Annotated in this window: 14 protein-coding genes and 2 riboswitches; of the genes, 12 read left to right on the top strand and 2 right to left on the bottom strand. The window is 47.6% G+C overall.

Features of this window, described 5'->3' with window-relative positions:
- Positions 1 to 59: 59 nt before the first annotated feature.
- Positions 60 to 1,421: an APC family permease gene (locus AC58QT_RS27200; protein ID WP_497411748.1), complete on the bottom strand. Its 1,362-nt coding sequence runs from the start codon at positions 1,419 to 1,421 to the stop codon at positions 60 to 62.
- Between the two features lie 89 nt (positions 1,422 to 1,510).
- A riboswitch (guanidine-I (ykkC/yxkD leader) is annotated at positions 1,511 to 1,615 on the bottom strand.
- Positions 1,616 to 1,805: 190 nt separating this feature from the next.
- Positions 1,806 to 1,905: riboswitch (guanidine-I (ykkC/yxkD leader) on the top strand.
- 68 nt (positions 1,906 to 1,973) lie between these two features.
- Between AC58QT_RS27200 and AC58QT_RS27205 the strand changes: the two genes are divergently transcribed.
- Genes AC58QT_RS27205 through atzF form a run of 4 tightly spaced genes read left to right on the top strand, consistent with a single transcriptional unit; the run spans position 1,974 to position 8,829 of the window.
- Entirely contained in the window at positions 1,974 to 2,693 is a 720-nt protein-coding gene (locus AC58QT_RS27205; protein ID WP_497411749.1) for an urea amidolyase associated protein UAAP1, read from the top strand.
- 31 nt (positions 2,694 to 2,724) lie between these two features.
- The gene (locus tag AC58QT_RS27210) at positions 2,725 to 3,375 is read left to right on the top strand and encodes an urea amidolyase associated protein UAAP2 (RefSeq protein WP_497411750.1); all 651 of its coding nucleotides are present in this window, start codon (positions 2,725 to 2,727) and stop codon (positions 3,373 to 3,375) included.
- Between the two features lie 32 nt (positions 3,376 to 3,407).
- Positions 3,408 to 7,031 (top strand): urea carboxylase, encoded by a 3,624-nt coding sequence (uca, locus tag AC58QT_RS27215; RefSeq protein ID WP_497411751.1) that lies wholly within the window; start codon positions 3,408 to 3,410, stop codon positions 7,029 to 7,031.
- A 16-nt stretch (positions 7,032 to 7,047) separates the two neighbouring features.
- A complete protein-coding gene (gene atzF, locus AC58QT_RS27220) occupies positions 7,048 to 8,829 on the top strand; it encodes an allophanate hydrolase (protein WP_497411752.1) in 1,782 nt (593 codons plus the stop codon).
- Positions 8,830 to 9,122: 293 nt separating this feature from the next.
- On the opposite strand, the gene AC58QT_RS27225 is transcribed toward atzF, so the two are convergent.
- Positions 9,123 to 9,569 (bottom strand): MarR family winged helix-turn-helix transcriptional regulator, encoded by a 447-nt coding sequence (locus AC58QT_RS27225; protein WP_497411753.1) that lies wholly within the window; start codon positions 9,567 to 9,569, stop codon positions 9,123 to 9,125.
- Between the two features lie 150 nt (positions 9,570 to 9,719).
- On the opposite strand from AC58QT_RS27225, the gene AC58QT_RS27230 reads away from it, so the two are divergent.
- The 8 genes from AC58QT_RS27230 to AC58QT_RS27265 all read left to right on the top strand — a co-directional run bounded on the left by AC58QT_RS27230 (position 9,720) and on the right by AC58QT_RS27265 (position 18,634).
- Entirely contained in the window at positions 9,720 to 10,361 is a 642-nt protein-coding gene (locus AC58QT_RS27230; protein WP_497411754.1) for a hypothetical protein, read from the top strand.
- Positions 10,354 to 10,878, top strand: coding sequence for a cupin domain-containing protein (locus tag AC58QT_RS27235; RefSeq protein WP_497411755.1), 525 nt, complete (start codon positions 10,354 to 10,356; stop codon positions 10,876 to 10,878). Before AC58QT_RS27230 ends, AC58QT_RS27235 begins: the two co-directional genes overlap by 8 nt.
- 32 nt (positions 10,879 to 10,910) lie before the next feature.
- The gene (locus AC58QT_RS27240) at positions 10,911 to 11,531 is read left to right on the top strand and encodes an NADPH-dependent FMN reductase (RefSeq protein WP_497411756.1); all 621 of its coding nucleotides are present in this window, start codon (positions 10,911 to 10,913) and stop codon (positions 11,529 to 11,531) included.
- A 214-nt stretch (positions 11,532 to 11,745) separates the two neighbouring features.
- Positions 11,746 to 13,977: a helix-turn-helix domain-containing protein gene (locus AC58QT_RS27245; RefSeq protein WP_497411757.1), complete on the top strand. Its 2,232-nt coding sequence runs from the start codon at positions 11,746 to 11,748 to the stop codon at positions 13,975 to 13,977.
- 276 nt (positions 13,978 to 14,253) lie between these two features.
- Positions 14,254 to 15,108 (top strand): ABC transporter permease, encoded by an 855-nt coding sequence (locus tag AC58QT_RS27250; RefSeq protein WP_497411770.1) that lies wholly within the window; start codon positions 14,254 to 14,256, stop codon positions 15,106 to 15,108.
- Between the two features lie 12 nt (positions 15,109 to 15,120).
- Entirely contained in the window at positions 15,121 to 15,996 is an 876-nt protein-coding gene (locus tag AC58QT_RS27255) for a carbohydrate ABC transporter permease (protein WP_497411758.1), read from the top strand.
- Between the two features lie 24 nt (positions 15,997 to 16,020).
- On the top strand, positions 16,021 to 17,667 hold the full coding sequence (locus AC58QT_RS27260) for a type 2 periplasmic-binding domain-containing protein (protein WP_497411759.1): 1,647 nt from the start codon (positions 16,021 to 16,023) through the stop codon (positions 17,665 to 17,667).
- Positions 17,668 to 17,743: 76 nt separating this feature from the next.
- Positions 17,744 to 18,634 (top strand): family 43 glycosylhydrolase, encoded by an 891-nt coding sequence (locus AC58QT_RS27265; RefSeq protein ID WP_497411760.1) that lies wholly within the window; start codon positions 17,744 to 17,746, stop codon positions 18,632 to 18,634.
- Positions 18,635 to 18,949: the final 315 nt, after the last annotated feature.

Below are 18,949 nucleotides of genomic sequence, written 5' to 3' on the forward strand. Positions count from 1 at the left end.
GTCGGAGTCTGTTCGCTCCAACTGTTTTTATGTTGTAGTATTGCTGCTGCCACTACTAATTACTTCAATGTGCCGGCGGGCTGTGCACTTCCGGGCAAACGCTCAGTCACTACTGACGTGGAGCTCTTCATTAGTGAGGTGCGCTTTTGAATGAGGTGGTACACCATCCCAATCAGCAGCCATGTTGCGCCCATCCATATCGCGTCCTTATCCAGCAGCGACAGCAGGTAGCCGATGAATCCAGCACCTAGCAACGGAAGCACTAGATACAAAATCGTTTGCTTTGGCGAGCGTTGGCGTTCTTTCATATACTTTTGCGCGATCACAGATACGTTGACGAAGAAGAAGGCGGAAAGGGCGCCGAAATTAACGAATTTCACAGCATTATCTAGGGAGATCACGAGAGCGAGCAACGAGACGACGCTAACGATTACAATGTTGAAGACCGGTGTATTGAACTTCGGATGAAGGAACGCGAACACTCGCTTCGGCAGCACATTATCTCGCCCCAACACGAACAGGAGGCGTGACACGCTCGTAACGGACGATAATCCTTGTGTGAAGATTGCAAGAATCAAAACAGTGAGGAATACGGAGCTTAATGCGGCGCCGCCAACCATTTTGACAATTTCAAAGCTGGCAGAATCGATATGAACAAAAGTTAAATGCGGATATACGAGCTGCGTTAGAAAAGAGGGCACTAAGTAAAGAACGCTGGCTGTAATAATGATGATCATGATAGCGCGCGGGATGGTTTTCTCAGAGTTGACCGTTTCTTCCGCCATCGTTGTTACTGTATCAAAACCTAAGAAAGAGAAGCATATAATGGAGGCGCCAGCGAGAATGGTGGAGAAAGGCACATCGGTTTGCAGAAAAGGCTGTAAGGGATGAATCTCACCAACACCAGATAAGTTACGGAACAGAAAGAAACAGAATACGGCGATGAAAATAATCTGAATCCAGACGAACAATTTGCTGATATTTGCAGAAAATTTGATGCCGATGATATTGATGAGACCGAGGACGATGTTAAGTCCAATGATCCACACATAAGCAGGAATGGACGGGAATTGAGCATGCAGATAGATGCCGAAGGTTAGGCACGCGATAATAGGGGAGAAGAAATAGTCTAGGAGCAAGACCCAGCCGACGAGAAACCCTAGATAGGGATGGATGCTTTTTTTGGTGTACGTGTAGGCGGAACCCGAAGTCGGAAAAACCTTCGACATCACACCATAGCTGTACGCGGTGAAGAAAATAGCGATGAAGGCGAGCAGATAGGCTTGCGTTAACATGCCATGTGCATTCTCATAAGCAATTCCGTAGATGGAAAAATAAATCATAGGAGTCATCCAAGCGAGTCCCATATAAACAACTTGGTACAGGCTTAGGGATTTACGTAGTGTGCCTTCAGTGGTCATAGCGATAACACTCCCTCATCAGTGATTTATGTGAACACAGAAGAGGATTTTATATGCAAAAAAGCCAAGGTGATATCTAGGTTACAGATATCTCCCGGGCTTTTATCCCTCCGTGAACACAGTGTTTAGCTGTGCGTCTTCTCTTGGTCCAGACCGGGAATTAGGCTGCCCGCGGAACCCTAGAAAACTTTGTATGTCATGTTTCATGACTTTTATATAAGGTGGTTAACCATTTCATTTATGATGTTAGATATCCGTCGTTTGTGTAAGTTAATATAACACATAGTTAGGGTTATGAGAAGTATTTTACGTATATAAACTAAAAAAATTAGAAGTTATTGACACATATCATCAACGATGTTATGTTTAGTAACACAAACGAATACGATTGTTTACTAGGGTTCCGCCGGTAATGTTCCGGGCTGGTCCGAGAGTAAACCACTCTTGTGAGAGAGTGCCACGGAAGGATAAAAACCTGGGAGATATCACCAAGACAATGGTCTTGTGATGTCTCCCTTTTTGTTTAAGCAAAAAGCGAAGGAGAGCGATAGCATGGGGAACATTTGGAGCAAAGACATCGGGCCAGGGGATAAATGGTCAGGGACGATTGGCAAAGGAAAGTTGATTCGTTTGACTGCGCTGGAAGCGGGTGCGAATGTGTCAATCCAGTTCTACCACGCGAAGGATCTGACGGAGCGTTACAATATGCCGGATACGCTCAAGGCACAGCATACGGCGCATTTAACCCGTGGAAATGTACTAATGAGTGACAACGGCCGTGCGATGGTAAGTATCGTGGAAGACAGCTTAGGCTGGCATGATCCACTTAGTGGATACACAAGTCGTGCAGCAACAGATGCCAAGTATGGAACGACGAATTACCAAGAGCTGCGTAACGATTGGCTGCGGAGCGGTCAAGAGAACTTCGCGGTTGAGTTGGTTCGCAACGGCCTGAGCATGCGGGATATGATGCCGGTGGTGAATCTCTTTTCCAAAGTGGTCGTGGATGAGAATGGGGATATGCGGTTGAGTCTGGGGCATTGCCCAGCAGGGGCAACGGTGACTTTACGTACAGAGCTGGATACACTAGTCGTTCTGTCCAATACACCGAACCCACTTGATCCAAGAGAGAGTTATCCATCCGTGCCTGTCAAAATCGAAGTGCTAGCAGCACCACCCCTCAATGAAGATGATTTTTGCTTGAATTATCGCCCGGAGAATCGCCGAGCTTTTGAAAATACATGGGAATATCACACACTGCTAGGTTCTTAATAGAACTAACTAATCGGAGGAGGCTGGGAATATGGCTGTATTTAATCGAGTGGAGAGCCCTCGTCTAGTGGAGGATGCGATATATAGGGAAGTGATTCAGGCGGGAGATGGCTGGATGCGTGTCCTGAAGCCAGGGCAAGTGATGCGGATCGTGGATCTGGAAGGCAATCAGGCAGCAGACACATTGTTCTATGATGCGGAAAATCCAGAGGATCACTACAGTGCAGTGGCAACGATCACAGGTCAAAGCAATATTTACTTGAGCACAGGTTCGATCCTAAGAGCGGAGTCGGGCAAGGAATTGCTGAAAATCGTAGCTGACACCTGCGGCAGTCATGATACGGTCGGTGGCTCGTGCTCGGCGCAGAGCAATACCGTGCGTTACTCGCACGATAAGCTGTCGATGCACAATTGTCGCGATACGTTCATGCTGCAGCTGGCTGGGCAGGACGGCTCCTATACGAAGCGGGACTTGGCGCCGAACATTAACTTCTTCATGAATGTACCGGTGACACCGGATGGCGGTCTGAAATTCGATGATGGCGTGTCTGCGCCTGGCTGTTATGTTGAAATGCAGTCCATTGCCAGCACGATGGCACTCATCAGTAATTGTCCGCAGCTTAACAATCCATGTAATGCCTATAACCCGACACCGATTCAGGTGCTTATCTGGGATAAATAACTGACGAACATAAATGCGAAGGAGTGGTTACGATGTTTACAAAAGTGCTAATTGCGAACCGTGGAGCGATCGCAGTGCGTATCGAGCGTACATTGCGTAAAATGGGAGTTCAATCCGTAGCTGTCTATACGGCTGCAGATCAAGATAGTTTACATGTGGATGGAGCCGATGAGGCCGTTCTAATCGGTGAGGGACCAGCGAAGTCGAGTTACTTGAATACGGAGCTGATTCTCCAAACAGCGCTCGAAACTGGTGCGCAAGCGATCCATCCTGGGTATGGCTTCTTGAGCGAAAATGCGGATTTTGCCCGCGCATGTCGCGAACATGGCATTGTATTCATCGGACCGACGCCGGAGCAAATGGAGATGTTCGGACTGAAGCATTCTGCACGTGAGATTGCCGAAAGAGCAGGCGTTCCGATGCTGCCAGGTACGCCTCTAATCACGGAATTAGAGGAAGCTCTGACAGAAGCAGCACGTATTGGCTACCCCGTTATTCTAAAAAGTACAGCTGGCGGCGGCGGTATCGGCATGCGTGTTTGTGCAGATGAAGCTACGCTGCGCTCTGCCTACGATGGTGTACGCCATTTGGCTGAAACGAATTTCAAAAACGGGGGCATGTTCCTCGAGAAATATATTGCCCGTGCTCGTCACGTTGAAGTACAAATTTTTGGCAACTCTTTAGGTGAAGTCGTAACGCTAGGTGAGCGCGATTGCTCTATTCAACGCCGTAATCAAAAGGTTATTGAAGAAAGCCCAGCTCCGAACTTATCGGACGAAGTACGTGAGGCGATGTTCGCTTCGGCGAAACGATTGGCAGCTGAAGTTGGCTACCGCAGTGCAGGCACCGTTGAGTATCTCTACGATCCAGAAACGTGTGAGTTTTACTTCTTGGAAGTGAACACGCGCCTTCAAGTGGAGCACGGTGTGACAGAGGAAGTACTTGGCATTGACCTCGTGGAGTGGATGGTGCGTGAAGCGGCGTTGGAACTGGATGATCTAGGGTCGTTGATCCGCAAGCCGCAAGGCCACAGTATCCAAGCGCGGATTTACGCGGAGGACTGTCTCCAACAGTTCCGTCCGAGTGCGGGACAATTGGATCGTGCTGTTTTCTCTAGCGATGCACGTAATGAGACATGGGTTCGCGATGGTCTGACCGTAACGACACTCTATGACCCGATGCTGGCTAAAATCATTGTTCACGGCAAGGACCGCTTAGACGCGATCCATAAATTAGTAGAAGCGCTGGCTGAAACGCGCATGTATGGGTTAACGACGAATCTGCAGTATGTACGTGCACTTCTGCAAGAAGAAGCTTGTTTGAGCGGGAATGTATACACGCAGTTACTTAACACATTTGAACCTACAGAGCGTGCACTAGAAGTCGTCGATGGTGGCATTCAAACAACCGTGCAAGACTTCCCGGGTCGTATTCGCCATTGGGATGTCGGTGTCCCGCCTTGCGGACCGATGGATCCTTTGTCTTTCCGTATCGGGAACAAGCTGCTTGGCAATGCTGACGATGCGCCTGGTCTTGAAATGACCCTGCGTGGCGGCTCCTACAAGTTCCGCAGCGACATGTGGTTCTGTGTGACTGGGGCGGATATGCAGGCGGAGTTGGATGGAGAGACAGTTGCAACGTATCGACCTGTCCATGCGGCGAAAGGGCAAGTGCTGAGCTTTGGCGAAGCCAAAGAGGGCATGCGCACGTATTTGCTCATCGGCGGCGGGCTCGATATGCCGAAGCTACTAGGCAGTTCGTCCACGTTTACGCTGGGCGGCTTCGGGGGTCACGGGGGACGTGCGCTTCGCACAGGCGACGTCCTTGGTGTGAATGAAGGCGGCGACAACCGTGTGCAAGACGTTTATGAATTAGCTCAAGATCATCGCCCTGGCATGACACGCGAGTGGACGATTGGGGTCGTGCCTGGACCACATTGTACAGGTGAGTTTTTGCGGACGGAGTATCTGGATCAACTGACCGAAACGAGCTGGGAAGTGCATTTTAACTCCTCTCGAACTGGTGTTCGCTTGAAAGGGCCTGCTCCGCTATGGACGCGTGAAGATGGCGGGGAAGCGGGACTTCACCCTTCCAATATTCATGATAATGCCTACGCGATTGGTACGCTGGATTTGACCGGCGATATGCCGATTCTGCTAGGGCCTGATGGGCCGAGTCTTGGCGGTTTCGTATGTCCGGTGACGACGGCGTCAGCCGAGTTCTGGAAGCTAGGTCAATTGCATCCTGGTGACTCCATCCGTTTCCACCTGCTGACGCTGCCGGAAGCCGAGGCATTGCGTGATCTGCAAGAGAGCAACCTGCGTGCGATTGGCGAGGGACATTTTGACCAATTGGTACACGTGCAGTTGCCTGATGTAAATGAGGAGATTACGCCGGAGTATCCGCGTCTTTATCATGCTGTGGAGAACCGTCGCTTCCCAATCACGATCCGCTGCTGTGGAGACCAAAACTTGCTCGTCGAATACGGTGAGCTTGAGCTGGATTTGCTGCTTCGCTTCCAAGTTCAGGCATTGATGCAGGCAATCGTGGAAAGTGGTTCAATTCCAGTGCTTGATCTGACGCCGGGAATTCGCTCTTTGCAAATTCATATTGATCCATCGCAAATTACGGTATCCGAAGCGTGCCAAAAGGTCATCGAGATCGACGCTGCTCTCCCGCCTTTGGAACAGTTCCGTGTACCTTCGCGTATTGTGCGTCTGCCGTTGTCATGGGATGATCCTTCAACGCAGCTTGCGATCGAGCGCTATCAACAAGGCGTGCGTCCAGATGCACCTTGGTGTCCGAGCAATATTGAGTTCATTCAACGGATTAACGGCCTAGACACCGTAGATGAAGTGAAAAAGATTGTATATGAAGCCAACTACCTTGTACTGGGGTTAGGTGATGTGTATTTAGGGGCGCCAGTAGCAACGCCGGTTGATCCTCGTCATCGTCTAGTTACTACGAAATACAATCCAGCTCGTACATGGACCCCTGAAAATGCTGTCGGCATCGGCGGAGCTTACATGTGTGTGTATGGAATGGAAGGTCCTGGCGGATATCAATTCGTAGGTCGCACCATTCAAATGTGGAATCGTCTGCGCTCAACGGAGAGCTTTCAGACGGGTAAGCCTTGGTTGTTGAGATTTTTTGATCAAATCCAGTTCTATGAAGTGAGTGCGGAAGAGCTGCTACAACTGCGCGAGGACTTCCCTCGCGGTCGATATGAGGCTGATATTCAAGAGACGACGTTTGATTTAGGGGAGTATCTGCAATTTTTAAGTTCTATAGAAGAAAGTGCGGAAACTTTCCGTGCTGAGCAGCGCGTAGCGTTCAATGAGGAGCGTGAGAGCTGGAAGGCGAAAGGACTTGCTGAATATGTCTCCGAGCAGGAGACAGGGGATGCTGCGCCAGAAGATGAGCTGCCTGCAGGCACGATTGCGGTACGGGGGATTATGCCAGGCAGTGTTTGGAAAGTGTTGGTATCTCCCGGTGAGCAAGTGAAGAAAGGCGACCAACTGGCGATCCTCGAAAGTATGAAAATGGAGTTCCCACAGCACGCACCTTGTGATGGTTATGTGTCAATGGTTGGTGTGAAGCCGGGTGATCAAGTGCATGCCGGACAATTAATTCTAGGTATCGCACAATCTGCGTAAGGGAGAGGTGAAGGGTATGGGAGAGCGAAGAGACGGAGAACGAACGATGAGTGATTTGTTGGAAAAAGAGTTAACTCTATCTTACTTGCGTGAAAAGTATGAAGCAGGCGCGTTATCTCCACAAGAGGTTATGGCGGCTATTGTAGAGCGTTCCATCGCGGATGCTGACATGAACATTTGGATTACACCGCCGTCGATGGATGCGATTCAACCGTACTTGGACCGTTTATCCACGCTATCCTTTGCGGATGCACCGCTGTGGGGTATTCCCTTCGCAATCAAAGATAACATTGACCTAGCTGGTATTCCGACGACGGCTGCCTGCGCGGAATACGCGTTTACACCGAGTGAGCATGCGGGTGTCGTGGCGAGATTGATTGCGGCAGGCGCCATTCCTGTGGGCAAAACCAATCTGGATCAGTTCGCAACAGGCTTAGTCGGCGCTCGCAGCCCTTACGGGGACGCACATAATGCCTTGCGTCCCGAACTGATCAGCGGCGGCTCGAGCTCAGGCTCAGCCGTCAGCGTGGCCCGTGGCCAAGTGGTATTCTCACTTGGCACCGATACAGCAGGCTCCGGCCGTGTGCCGGCAGCGCTGAATCGCCTAGTCGGCTATAAGCCGAGTCTCGGCGCATGGCCGACCCTTGGGGTCGTGCCAGCCTGTGCGAGCCTCGACTGTGTCACGGTCTTCGCGCATACCCTGGCGGATGCGCTTGTCGTAGACAGCGTGGCGCGGGGTGTCCACGCGGAAGATCCTTGGTCCCGCCACGTGGTACGGAAGCCAGCGGGACTGCCTAGTCGAGTTTGCTTGCCTAAAGGCGAGTTAGGTTTCTATGGGCCTTACGCTGCGGAGTATCGTGAAGCGTGGCTGCGCGCCGTTGAGCAGGTCCGTGAGGTTAGCCGCCGTGAGGGGATTTCGATTGTTGAGGTAGATGTCGAACTATTCGGGCAAGCTGCGGCGATCTTATATGAAGGTCCTTGGGTGGCGGAACGCTGGGCGGATATTGGTCCGTTTATCGAAGCTAATCCTGGCGTAGCCTATCCAGTGACGGAGACGATATTACGCTCGGGTGCAGCTGTCGAGTATGATGCAGCATCGGTATTTGTTGCGATGCATAAGCTTCAAGCTCTGAAGCTGGAGGCTCGCAAGTTACTTGAGGATGCCGTGCTTGTAATGCCAACCTGTGGTGGTACGTGGACGCGTGAGCAAGTTCTTGCAGACCCGATCAGCACGAATCGCGATATGGGTCGTTATACGAACCATTGCAACCTGCTCGATCTGTGCGCGGTTGCTGTGCCTGCGGGCGATGCGGCGCCGGAGACGCCTTTTGGAATTACCCTCTTCGCTGTGGCGGAGGAGGAGGGACTGATTTGTGGGGCGGCGGATATATTCATATCCAAACCAACACCTTCACTTCCAGCGCCGACGACGCTGGTGGCGGTTTGTGGGCTGCACATGCGTGGCTACCCGCTGGAGAAACAGATGCAAGGCTGCGGAGCGCGGTTCATCCGGGAGGATGAATCTGCGGCGAAGTACAGCCTTGTGAAGCTGCCGACATCCCCTGCGAAGCCGGGGATGATCAAGCAACAGCAGGGTGGCGCGGCCATCCTGCTGGAGATTTGGGAGATGCCGCTCGAGGCATTCGGCGGCTTCGCGGCAGCGATCCCGGCTCCGCTCGGGATCGGTAAGGTTGAGCTCCGGGACGGCACGGAAGTCCCGGGTTTTGTTTGTGAAGCTTACGCGGCTGCGGGCGCGGAAGATATTACGGCGTTGCGCGGTTGGCGCAACGTGGTTTAATAAGTGAATGACAAAGGAGCTTAGCAGTTGGTACCTAGTACCTGCTAAGCTCCTTTTAGTTAGTTTTCGCTACTCGGAAGACCACCACGCAAGATAAGGTGATGGCATCATCTTATTTTGCGTGTTTTCTCCTTTTTACTGGAAATAAAGTGATGGTATAGCGCTAAAGCGTTGAAATACGCAGGAAAACATCGACTTTGGAGCTTTTAGCGTTATCCCGAAACGTTATGTAAAGTAGTTGCGTTATTTAGGTCTTTTGGGACCGCCTCATTTTTATGTTGAGGTCAGCCAACCTATTGTTGGCTTAAAGGGAACAACATTTTAGAAGCAAGAGCACGGAATTGTAAGCTCTCTTTGTCAGTAAGGGTATCCGTGATGGCTTTAATTTGACGTCCGATCTTACTGCTTACAACCTGAATCAGTTGATGTCCCTCGGCGGTCACCTTTACATGAACGACGCGACCATCGTGAGGGGAATTACTGCGTTCAACTAGCCCCCGGCGCTCCGCACGATTGATCAATCCGGTAATGCTGGATTTGTCGAGATCAAGGTACTGGGCTAGCTGTAACATACTTAATTCTCGATCGCGTAAAATGCCGAACAACCGAATCTGAATGATGGAAACATCGTATTCAGCTCCGACCCGGGTAAGGATTCCTTGAACAAGGAAGGATAATTGGATCAAACTATCCATAATCGAGAGATTTTCTTGGGAATTAGTGTTTTTTTCGTTCACCATTATTCACTCCAGCTAAGCTCAGATATTCGTAAACAGCCTGTAAGTTATTTTCAATTTTATTTTATCATAAAAGTCATTGACATTGTACGTGGCGCAAACTATATTGTTTGTATCACGTACTATTTTTGCGTCTTAGGAGGTTATGACGAAATGTCGATGAGCAAAAGCAAAAGTAGAGGAGTTTTGATTCCTTCAATTATCGCTGTCGGCATTGCCCTGCTATTTTTGGGTTATTTTAGCTACTACATTTCCTTACACGGGAACGGAGATAGCGAGCTCAAACGTTTGGCAACGGAACAAATGGAAAGAGGCGTTGTCGAGCTTCCCGTTCGAATAGGGATTCTTTTTAACGATTTTGGTACGTATGCGGTTTATCTTGGAGCGGTATGTATATCCTTATTGTGGTTGAAGCGAGGATTGAAATCTCAGTCTGAGATCGTCCGTAGAATAGGGAAATGGGTTCTTAAACTTCACGAATTTTCGGGCTGGGCGGTAGTAGTTCTTGTTGTCGCGCATGGTATTTATTTTTTAATCAAAGAAATTCATGTTCAACATATTTACTCCGGAGCTGCCAGTTTGATTATCCTGCTGACCATTGTGGGTTACGGTTTTTTGATTAGAAAAGTAAGGAACATATGGATGAGAGCCATTCATCGTTACTTGGCTATTGCTTGGATTCCCGTACTGTGGATTCATGCGGGTAAGGATGTCATATTCGCGGCTGTTGCAACCTTCGCAGTATTGCTTCTGGTTAACATGCTTGAGAAGGCGAGTGTTCGTTCGAATGGCTAAACCAAGCCAACTTCGGTTTCCTGATGGGATGACAGTCACTTTATTGGAACAAGGGAATGATGAGTGGGGGGACTTTTTACGGATAGAGCATCAAATACTCCGACAAGGAGCTATGAATTCCCCTCATTGGCATCCGATTCTGACAGAAACCTTCGAGGTGAAGCAAGGTTTAGTTAAAGGAATTGTGTATGGCGTAGAAAGGGTGCTCGGTCCTGGCGATTGTTTGACTATTTATCCGAAACAGGTGCATCAATTCTTAAACGTTGGCCAAGAGACGCTGATAGGGATTCACGAAGTTCGCCCTCCCGGATGCCATTGGGACATGTTTTTGCTGCATCATAAATTAGCATGGGAAGGAAAGTTGAGTCAAAAGGGTGTTCCCTATAATCCTCTTTGGCTTGGAGTGATATGGAAATATGGCGACGGATATGATGCAGGAGCCCCGGCCATTGTGCAAAAGGTGGTTCTTGGTGGACTGGCTTGTCTCGCCAAGGCTCTTGGATATCGTGTCGATTAATAAATACCGAATACAGAAATGAAGGTGTAGCAATGGTTCAGAAAAAGACGGTTCTCCTGGTCATGGGGAGCATACGAGCAGGCAGAAATTGCCCCAAAATCACGGCATGGGTTGAGTCCATTGGTCGAACGAATTCAGATTATGAATACGAGATTATCGATCTGGCAAATTGGCCATTGCCGATGGACGATGAGCCGGGGATTCCCGCCTTGGGGGGATACTGCCAGCTACACACTCAAGCGTGGAGCGAAAAGATTAAGCAGGCAAGTGGCGTAATTTTCGTTACGCCCCAGTTTAACTGGGGTTATCCGGCGGTGCTCAAGAACGCGATTGATCATTTATACCACGAATGGCGGGATAAGCCCGTCATGATCGTGACCTACGGCGGCCATGGTGGTGGCCGATGCGGTAAACAGCTAAGACGGGTGGCGGTTCGGCTGAGGATGCGCATTGTGCCGACATCTCCTGCACTCCGGTTATCCGATGCGGTTATCCGTGAGGGAGCCGAACTGCAACCAGAGCGTGATTTTCGCGATTTTGCGCCACGGGTTCAGCGAGCATTATCGGAACTAGCCGATCAACTGGAAGGCCATGAAAGTGTTCTGGCACGGATGCGCCGTAAATGGAAGGTAGCGTTAGCTGTCCTTTCCTGATCATATAGCTGAAAGAGACCAGGGTCATGGCATCGCCAGAGCCGTCCGTTACTCGAGACAGTCACTAATTTCGTAATTCCGCCACTCATCCTCCAGTTTTCCTCTCGCATATCCCTCCCACCCCTATTCCTTAATATTACAATCTCGTACAAATCGCATGGAATGTAGTAGACTAAAGTAAACTACACTTAGCAATGACGATTAGGGGGAGACCATGCAAAGGAAATGGTTTTACCGATTATTATTTTCATATGTACCTTTTTTCTTTTTTATCGTGTTGGTCTTAATGATGGTGTTCTATTACAAATGGAATGTCGAAACGAAAGAACGCATTCAGAATACGAATGACGTATTCGCTTCACATGTCATGAATGTCGTGGACTCCTCGTTTCAAACAATCGAGAATTTCGTCATCCAACAGATGCTAACCGATGAATCCATCAAGGGTTATTTTAGCAGTAATGATTCAGTGTCGCCGTATGCGGCGTATGAAATTTCGCAAAGGCTGAGTAACATCAAGACGTTGTTCCCATTTGCCGGCGATGTGTACATCTATAAGAAATCTAATAATGAAGTGATTACGGATAATTCCATTTTTAAAATTGACCAATTCGCGGATGCTTCCTTTGTGGATGCTGCATTCAAGGGGGAAGCGGGTGTTCAATGGACAGCCCCTCGTTCGTACAATCAATTCATCGGGGAGGCTCGTTCTGATAAGGTGCTTTCTCTTGTCAAAAAGGTCCCCATCACATCATCAGTGCCCAATGGCGTCGTGGTCATCAATATTAAACTGGGATCGCTGATTGGCATGTTGCAATCCATTAAAGCGAATGCCGCGGATTCCATCGAGATGAGTGTTGAAGATCAACCATTCAAAGAGTTTGATGAGGGATCGGATATCGAACCGAACGCATGGGGGATTAGCGCCATTGCGTCTTCCTATACGGGGTGGAAGCTCACGGTTAAGGTGCCTAAGTTAGAGCAAGGGAGTTTATTGGCTGTATTTTTTGGTGCATGGACCCTGCCAATGTTTGGTGCGATCTTGATTAGCCTCATGTTCTTAATGTTTATTACTCATCGCAACTACAAGCCTATTGAAGAAATTATGATACGAATTGATCGTTATGCGTTGAAAAGAAGTTTGTCTATGGGGAAGAAATCCGAACATGACGAATTTCAGTTTATTACCTCGGCCCTGGATAATTTAGTTGAGAAATCGAATCAATACGAACTGCGACATCAAGAGGATTTATCCATCCGCAAAAAATATTGGTTCTACGAGCTGTTAGAAGGTAATTTCTCTCTGAATCAAGCCGAGTGGGAGACGGAAGCCGTGCAATTAGAGCTTCCCCAGAGTTTTCATTCCACGCTTGTGATGATTATTGAAATCGATAATTACCAAGAATTCCAAGCCAAATACTCCAGCAGGGATCAGTCGCTATTTAAGTTTGTTATTCATGGTGTGCTGCAAGAAATTGCCCAGAGCCAGGAGTTAACGGTATGGTTCGAATGGAAAGAGGCGGATCAATTATGTGCCATTCTCTATGTACAGGCAGAACAAGATTACCCATCCATCGAGCCCTTGGCACAATTAATCAAAAATTGGGTTTCCACGAATTTGAAATTTACAATTTCCATTTATGTTGGGACCAGAGGGAATGAGGCAGAAGAAATTAGCCATTCCTATCAAGATGCGCTGAAAGCTGGGCAATTTAGAACGCTCCGTGGCTATAACAACGTCTACTATGCGACAGAAACGCAATCACACCTACAGAGTGATATCTACCGCCAACTGCAGTCCGTTCGATCGTTAGTCAAAGCTGTGCGAGCAGCGGAAGCAGAATGGCAGCGGATTTTGGAAGAACTATTTGTAGATATGAGAACAGAGCAGCTTCCTCGGGAGAAGGTACTCGATATCATTCACTATTTGTTTTTCGCTTTGGAAAAAGAAATGGAAGACCTGCCGCCAGAACTCGCCCGCCATTGGGTAGATCGGCTCAATGTTGAAGCGAGAACCGCTTTGGTTGCCACAGATCTCATCGGAGATATCCAAGTAGGTTTACAAGATTTGTTGAATGCATTGGTCGCGTCCATACAAGAATGGCAGCTGGCCAACGAGCATCATAATCGCATTGATGAAATTAAACTGTATTTGCTTCAAAATTACAGCAACCCGGATTTGTCCCTCAATTATTTGAGTGAGAAATTTGATCTTCCTTCACGGGTATTGAGCAAGCTATTTAAAGCGGAAACAGGTGAACGCTTCGTTGAATACCTGATCGATATTCGAATGACAGAAGCGAAGCGATTGCTCCTTCAGACGACCGAACCTGTGCAGTCGATTGGTGAGCAAGTCGGTTATTTGCAGGTGATTTCTTTTATCCGTACCTTTAAAAAAGCGGAAGGCAGCACGCCGGGAGAGTATCGAAAGCAGCATGGTACTTGAGAATTCAGCGCATTTACCAAAATGTTAACTCGCGGAAATTGTTTATTGACCGTTAGGCAAGACAAGCCGTTCCTTTGCATCTGCTAAGGGCGGTTTTTTCTTGTAGATTTACATAAATGTTTATGGTGCGAATAATGGAAATTGTGGCGAGAGGACCCTCCAAGTATAGTGAGGTTGTGTTCAGATCGAACCTGCAGGAGACTCTGACACAGATGCATCAAGGGGGTGAACCATATCGGCAGCGCAACTTGGAAACGCAACATTCCACTCTACCTCATGTTTACGCCGATTATCCTTTTCTTTATCTTATTCAAATATGTTCCGATGTTCGGTAGTATCATGGCGTTCAAACATTACAATTTCGGAGATGGTATTCTCCACAGTCCTTGGGTGGGACTTGAGAACTTCAAGGTTCTATTTAGCACACCTGCTACGATTCAAATTATAAGAAATACACTTTTACTCAGTATGTTGTCTATCTTTATTGGATTTCCTTTTCCAATTCTTCTGGCGATTATGTTAAATGAAGTTCGTTCCAAGTGGTTTAAAAGTCTCGTACAAACGCTCGTATTCCTACCTCATTTCTTCTCGTGGATCATCGTTGGGGGGATCATCGTTACCATCTTTTCACAGCAAAGCGGAATGCTAAATAGTGTTTGGCAGTATCTCTTCGGACACTCGTACGCTTTCTTGTATCATGAAGGCTCATGGCTATCTATCTTTGTAGGTTCTGGGATTTGGAAAGAAGCTGGATTTAGTGCCATTGTTTATTTAGCTGCACTGGGTAGTATTGATGGCAGTCTATATGAGGCTGCTGGATTGGATGGCGCTAGTAAATGGAAGCAGATCTGGCATGTAACCCTGCCGGGTATCAGCTCAACGGTGGTATTAATGTTTATACTGGCGATGGGGCGTGTCATGGAAGTCGGGTTTGATCAAATTTTTATGCTGCAAAACGCAACAGTTTCGAATATATCCGAGGTCATCTCCACGTATGTGTACAAAATTGGATTAATGGGCTCGCAATTCAGTCTAACAGCAGCTATCGGGCTATTTGAGTCCTTGGTTAGCTTGATCCTTGTATTCGTAACGAATCGAATTGCACGCAAATTCGGCAATGGCTTGTGGTAGGGGGAGGACGACATGCAAACTTCATATGGTGAACGAACATTAGTCGTCATATTTTATGGCTTATTAACAATAGCAGCATTGGCGTGTTTATTCCCTTTGCTCCACATCATATCGCTGTCCATTAGTGATACGCATGCGGTGGCGTCAGGCTGGGTAACCTTTTATCCAATTGGCCTCTCGCTCGAATCCTATAAACAGCTGATGTCGGGCTCACCGATTATACAATCCTTTTTCAATAGCGTAGAAATTACAGGGGTTGGTGTTGTCTTAAGTATGGCTTTTACCATACTGGCGGCATATCCATTAACGCGTTCCTACTTCTTCGGGAGAAAATGGTACTTGTTCGCCATCGTCTTTACGATGCTTTTCGGCGGCGGACTGATTCCAACTTATTTGACCGTGAAAGCCTATGGAATAATGAACACTTATTGGGCTTTATGGCTGCCGGGACTTGTCAGTACCTTTAATCTTCTTGTACTTCGCTCTTTTATGGAGAACATTCCAAGTGAGCTGGATGATGCTGCAAGGATAGATGGTTGTGGAGATTGGAAATACTTGACGCGAATTGTACTTCCATTATCGATGCCTGTTCTTACGACACTTGCTTTATTTTACGGTGTGGGTTACTGGAACTCTTTCTTCAATGTGCTCATTTACATCAATGAAACAACGAAATATAACTTGTCCGTTCTGGTTCAACAAATGATTCAAAGTCAAACGATGCTAGCACAAATGAACAGCTCAGATGCTGCAGATCAGATTTTATTAACACCAGAAGAGGTCAACTCGGCTGCCATTATTGTCATGGTGCTGCCGATCATGATCATTTATCCACTGTTGCAAAGGCATTTTGTTAAGGGTGTCATGATTGGGGCTATTAAAGGATAAAACTCAGAAGAGGGGTTATGGAAGATGAAAACTTGGAATCGGAAAATGGTAACACTCGTAACGCTGACAATGGCTTGTGGATGTTTATTGGTTGCTTGCTCGAAAGATAGTGGCTCGGAGGCGACTGCTGCACCAACGGGAACAACAGCAGGTACAACTGCGCCTGCAAAAAAGGGGAACATATCCGTTACGCTCTATGATCGCGGCAACATTCCACAAGGCATGGGCACCATTGATAATAACAGATGGACCAAATGGGTAAATGAAACAGGACCAGCCGAAGCCAAGTATGTGCCTATTCCTCGTGGTGAGTCCGTTCAGAAGTTGAATATTTTATTCGCATCCGGCAGCGCACCTGACGTTATTCATGAATTTGATACCAATTTTAGAGACCAGCTTTATCAGCAGAAACAGATTATGCCTGTTGATGATTTGATCCAAAAGTACAGCACGACCTATAAGGCACTCATGCAAAAGTACCCTGAGCTGAAAAAAGCGGGCTCCAAATCAGATGGCAAGCAATATGAATTTGGCCGTGTTCAGAAGCTCGTAGGCTTCCAAGCGCTCTTTATTCGTGAAGACTGGCTGAAGAAGCTTGGCTTAAAGGCGCCTGAAACCGTGGAAGACCTATTCAAGGTCGCACAGGCTTTTGCGAATGATGATCCCGATGGTAATGGCAAAAAGGACACCTACGGTATCGCGCTAAGCGGTGAAACGGGCAGTGCGATCTCCACGATGTTCCAAGATGTGAGTTGGGTACTGCAAGATGGAAAGCTAGTACACGATTGGGATAGAGCCAAAGCAGCAGTGACCTTCAAGAAACAATTGTTTGACGCAGGTCTGACAGATAAGGATTTCTTAACGGATAAAAATGGTCAAAAAGCGGTTCAAGATTGGATTAATGGGAAGACAGGTATTTTTGTTGGACGTACCGTTGACCCTGCAAACTATGCTACCTATTACGAGCCTTTGAAGAAGAACGTGCCGACTGCCGAAGTGACATCCATTAAGCTACCTGCTTCTACGTATGGTCGTTTTGCCGTGGGGGTCAATAATCCGGTCCAGATGACAACGGTTATTAATTCGAAAACGAAGGATCCGCAGGCAGCGATGAAATATATCGACTTCATGTCGGACAAATCGACTGCGGAAGTGCTTCGATACGGAACACCTGAAGTGGATTCTGTCAAAAAAGCCAATGGCTGTTATGGGCCTAAGGATTTGGCGCAGTTTAGTAAAGAAGTATCTTGGAATCTTGACTTCCAACTCTTGCTGCAGCAGATCGAGATCGAGCCTTGTGCAAGTGTAACAAGTCAGTTGGATGCCAGTCAGCCGTTGCAGAAGGAATTCATTGAGCTAATTAAACAAAACAATATCGCCAACCTTAGCGATGATGTGAAATTTGCGCCAATTACGGCTAATGAACATATGCCAGCATTACCAGAAGATCTCAAAATCGTAAATACGAATGTGACCAAAATAACGGACTTCTATAACAAAGCGATTGTCTCTGGTTCTGCGTACACGGTGGATCAAGCATTTACTGACGCGAAAGACTTGTGGACGAAGTCCGGCGGTGCCAAGTTAGAGGAGTTCTACTTGAAATGGTATAACGAGAACAAAGATACCGCATTCCTGGCGAAGGATATGTGGAAATTCAAGCAAAACTAAAAAAAGATGCTAGTGCCGCTTTTCATGCATGCATGAGAAGCGGTAAGCTTTTTACAAAAGAATGGGAGAGATCATCATGAAATTTGCCGATATGACAGCGGGAGTGCCATATGCCAAGGACCCGGCCGTTGTTTTCTACAAGGGGAAATACTTCTTATATTATTCGAGAGGACCATTCATTGATGGCCGATGGGGAATCGGCGTTGCGGAAAGCACGGATTTGGAGAATTGGACGAAGATCGGAGAAGTGCCACTTGAGCAGCCGTGTGAAGCCAAAGGTATCTGTGCGCCTGGCGCTATCGTGTTAGAAGGTCGTGTGCACTTATTTTATCAAACGTATGGTAATTTTCCGAAGGATGCAATCTGTCATGCGGTATCGGAGGATGGGCTCACGTTTATCAAGAACGAGACGAATCCGATCTTCGCTCCAACAGGGGAGTGGAACAATGGCAGAGCGATTGACGCTGATGTGATCGTTCACGACGAGAAGCTATTTCTCTACTATGCGACGCGTGACCCGAAAGGTGAGATTCAGATGCAAGGCGTGGCAACAGCTCCGCTTCATTCTGATTATGGACGGGCAGCATGGACACAAGCTAGCACAGACACCATTCTAAAGCCAGAGTTGGCATGGGAGGGAGCTTGTATTGAGGCTGCTGCCATGTGCAAACGAGAGGGCAAGCTCTACATGTTCTATGCAGGGGCTTATAACAATGCACCTCAGCAAATTGGTTGTGCGATCAGTGAAGATGGCATTCAGTGGAAGCGGTTGTTTGAAGAACCCTTATTACCAAATGGGGAGCCAGGTAGTTGGAATTCAAGTGAATCTGGACATCCTTTCCTGTTTGTAGATCAGGATGAGCGGACGTACTTATTCTATCAAGGAAATAATGACATGGGTAAAACGTGGTATCTCTCCAAAGTAGAGATCGGTTGGAAGGATGGTTTGCCTTTTGTAATGGAGTAGGCCCAGTCTACAGTAACTATGAACCCTGCAGCATATGCTGCAGGGTTCATTTATGCGAAACAATTCAAAACAGTGGCAATAGTGGAACTTTTTCAAAGGGGTTGTAATTGATTTCTAGACATGGTACATTAGTCCTCGTTGTTCGGAAGCAAGCAAACATAAGCAACAAAAAAAAGAAATAAAAAAGCTTGCAATTAAAAAAACAACATGGTATATTACTTCTCGCTGCTTCGGTAACACGGCAGTGAACGAAAGAAATTGATCTTTGAAAACTGAACAACGAGTGAGTAAGCACAGTCGAGTAATCGACTATAA

The sequence above is a fragment of the Paenibacillus sp. J31R109 genome (genome assembly GCF_059692055.1).

What these genes read in the sequence shown, in the direction of transcription:
- AC58QT_RS27200 (WP_497411748.1), bottom strand. Translation starts at nt 1,421, where the DNA reads ATGACCACTGAAGGCACACTACGTAAATCCCTAAGCCTGTACCAAGTT.
- AC58QT_RS27260 (WP_497411759.1), top strand. Translation starts at nt 16,021, where the DNA reads ATGAAAACTTGGAATCGGAAAATGGTAACACTCGTAACGCTGACAATG.
- AC58QT_RS27210 (WP_497411750.1), top strand. Translation starts at nt 2,725, where the DNA reads ATGGCTGTATTTAATCGAGTGGAGAGCCCTCGTCTAGTGGAGGATGCG.
- AC58QT_RS27255 (WP_497411758.1), top strand. Translation starts at nt 15,121, where the DNA reads ATGCAAACTTCATATGGTGAACGAACATTAGTCGTCATATTTTATGGC.
- AC58QT_RS27225 (WP_497411753.1), bottom strand. Translation starts at nt 9,569, where the DNA reads ATGGTGAACGAAAAAAACACTAATTCCCAAGAAAATCTCTCGATTATG.
- AC58QT_RS27205 (WP_497411749.1), top strand. Translation starts at nt 1,974, where the DNA reads ATGGGGAACATTTGGAGCAAAGACATCGGGCCAGGGGATAAATGGTCA.
- AC58QT_RS27245 (WP_497411757.1), top strand. Translation starts at nt 11,746, where the DNA reads ATGCAAAGGAAATGGTTTTACCGATTATTATTTTCATATGTACCTTTT.
- AC58QT_RS27240 (WP_497411756.1), top strand. Translation starts at nt 10,911, where the DNA reads ATGGTTCAGAAAAAGACGGTTCTCCTGGTCATGGGGAGCATACGAGCA.
- atzF (WP_497411752.1), top strand. Translation starts at nt 7,048, where the DNA reads ATGGGAGAGCGAAGAGACGGAGAACGAACGATGAGTGATTTGTTGGAA.
- AC58QT_RS27250 (WP_497411770.1), top strand. Translation starts at nt 14,254, where the DNA reads ATGTTTACGCCGATTATCCTTTTCTTTATCTTATTCAAATATGTTCCG.
- AC58QT_RS27230 (WP_497411754.1), top strand. Translation starts at nt 9,720, where the DNA reads ATGTCGATGAGCAAAAGCAAAAGTAGAGGAGTTTTGATTCCTTCAATT.
- uca (WP_497411751.1), top strand. Translation starts at nt 3,408, where the DNA reads ATGTTTACAAAAGTGCTAATTGCGAACCGTGGAGCGATCGCAGTGCGT.
- AC58QT_RS27265 (WP_497411760.1), top strand. Translation starts at nt 17,744, where the DNA reads ATGAAATTTGCCGATATGACAGCGGGAGTGCCATATGCCAAGGACCCG.
- AC58QT_RS27235 (WP_497411755.1), top strand. Translation starts at nt 10,354, where the DNA reads ATGGCTAAACCAAGCCAACTTCGGTTTCCTGATGGGATGACAGTCACT.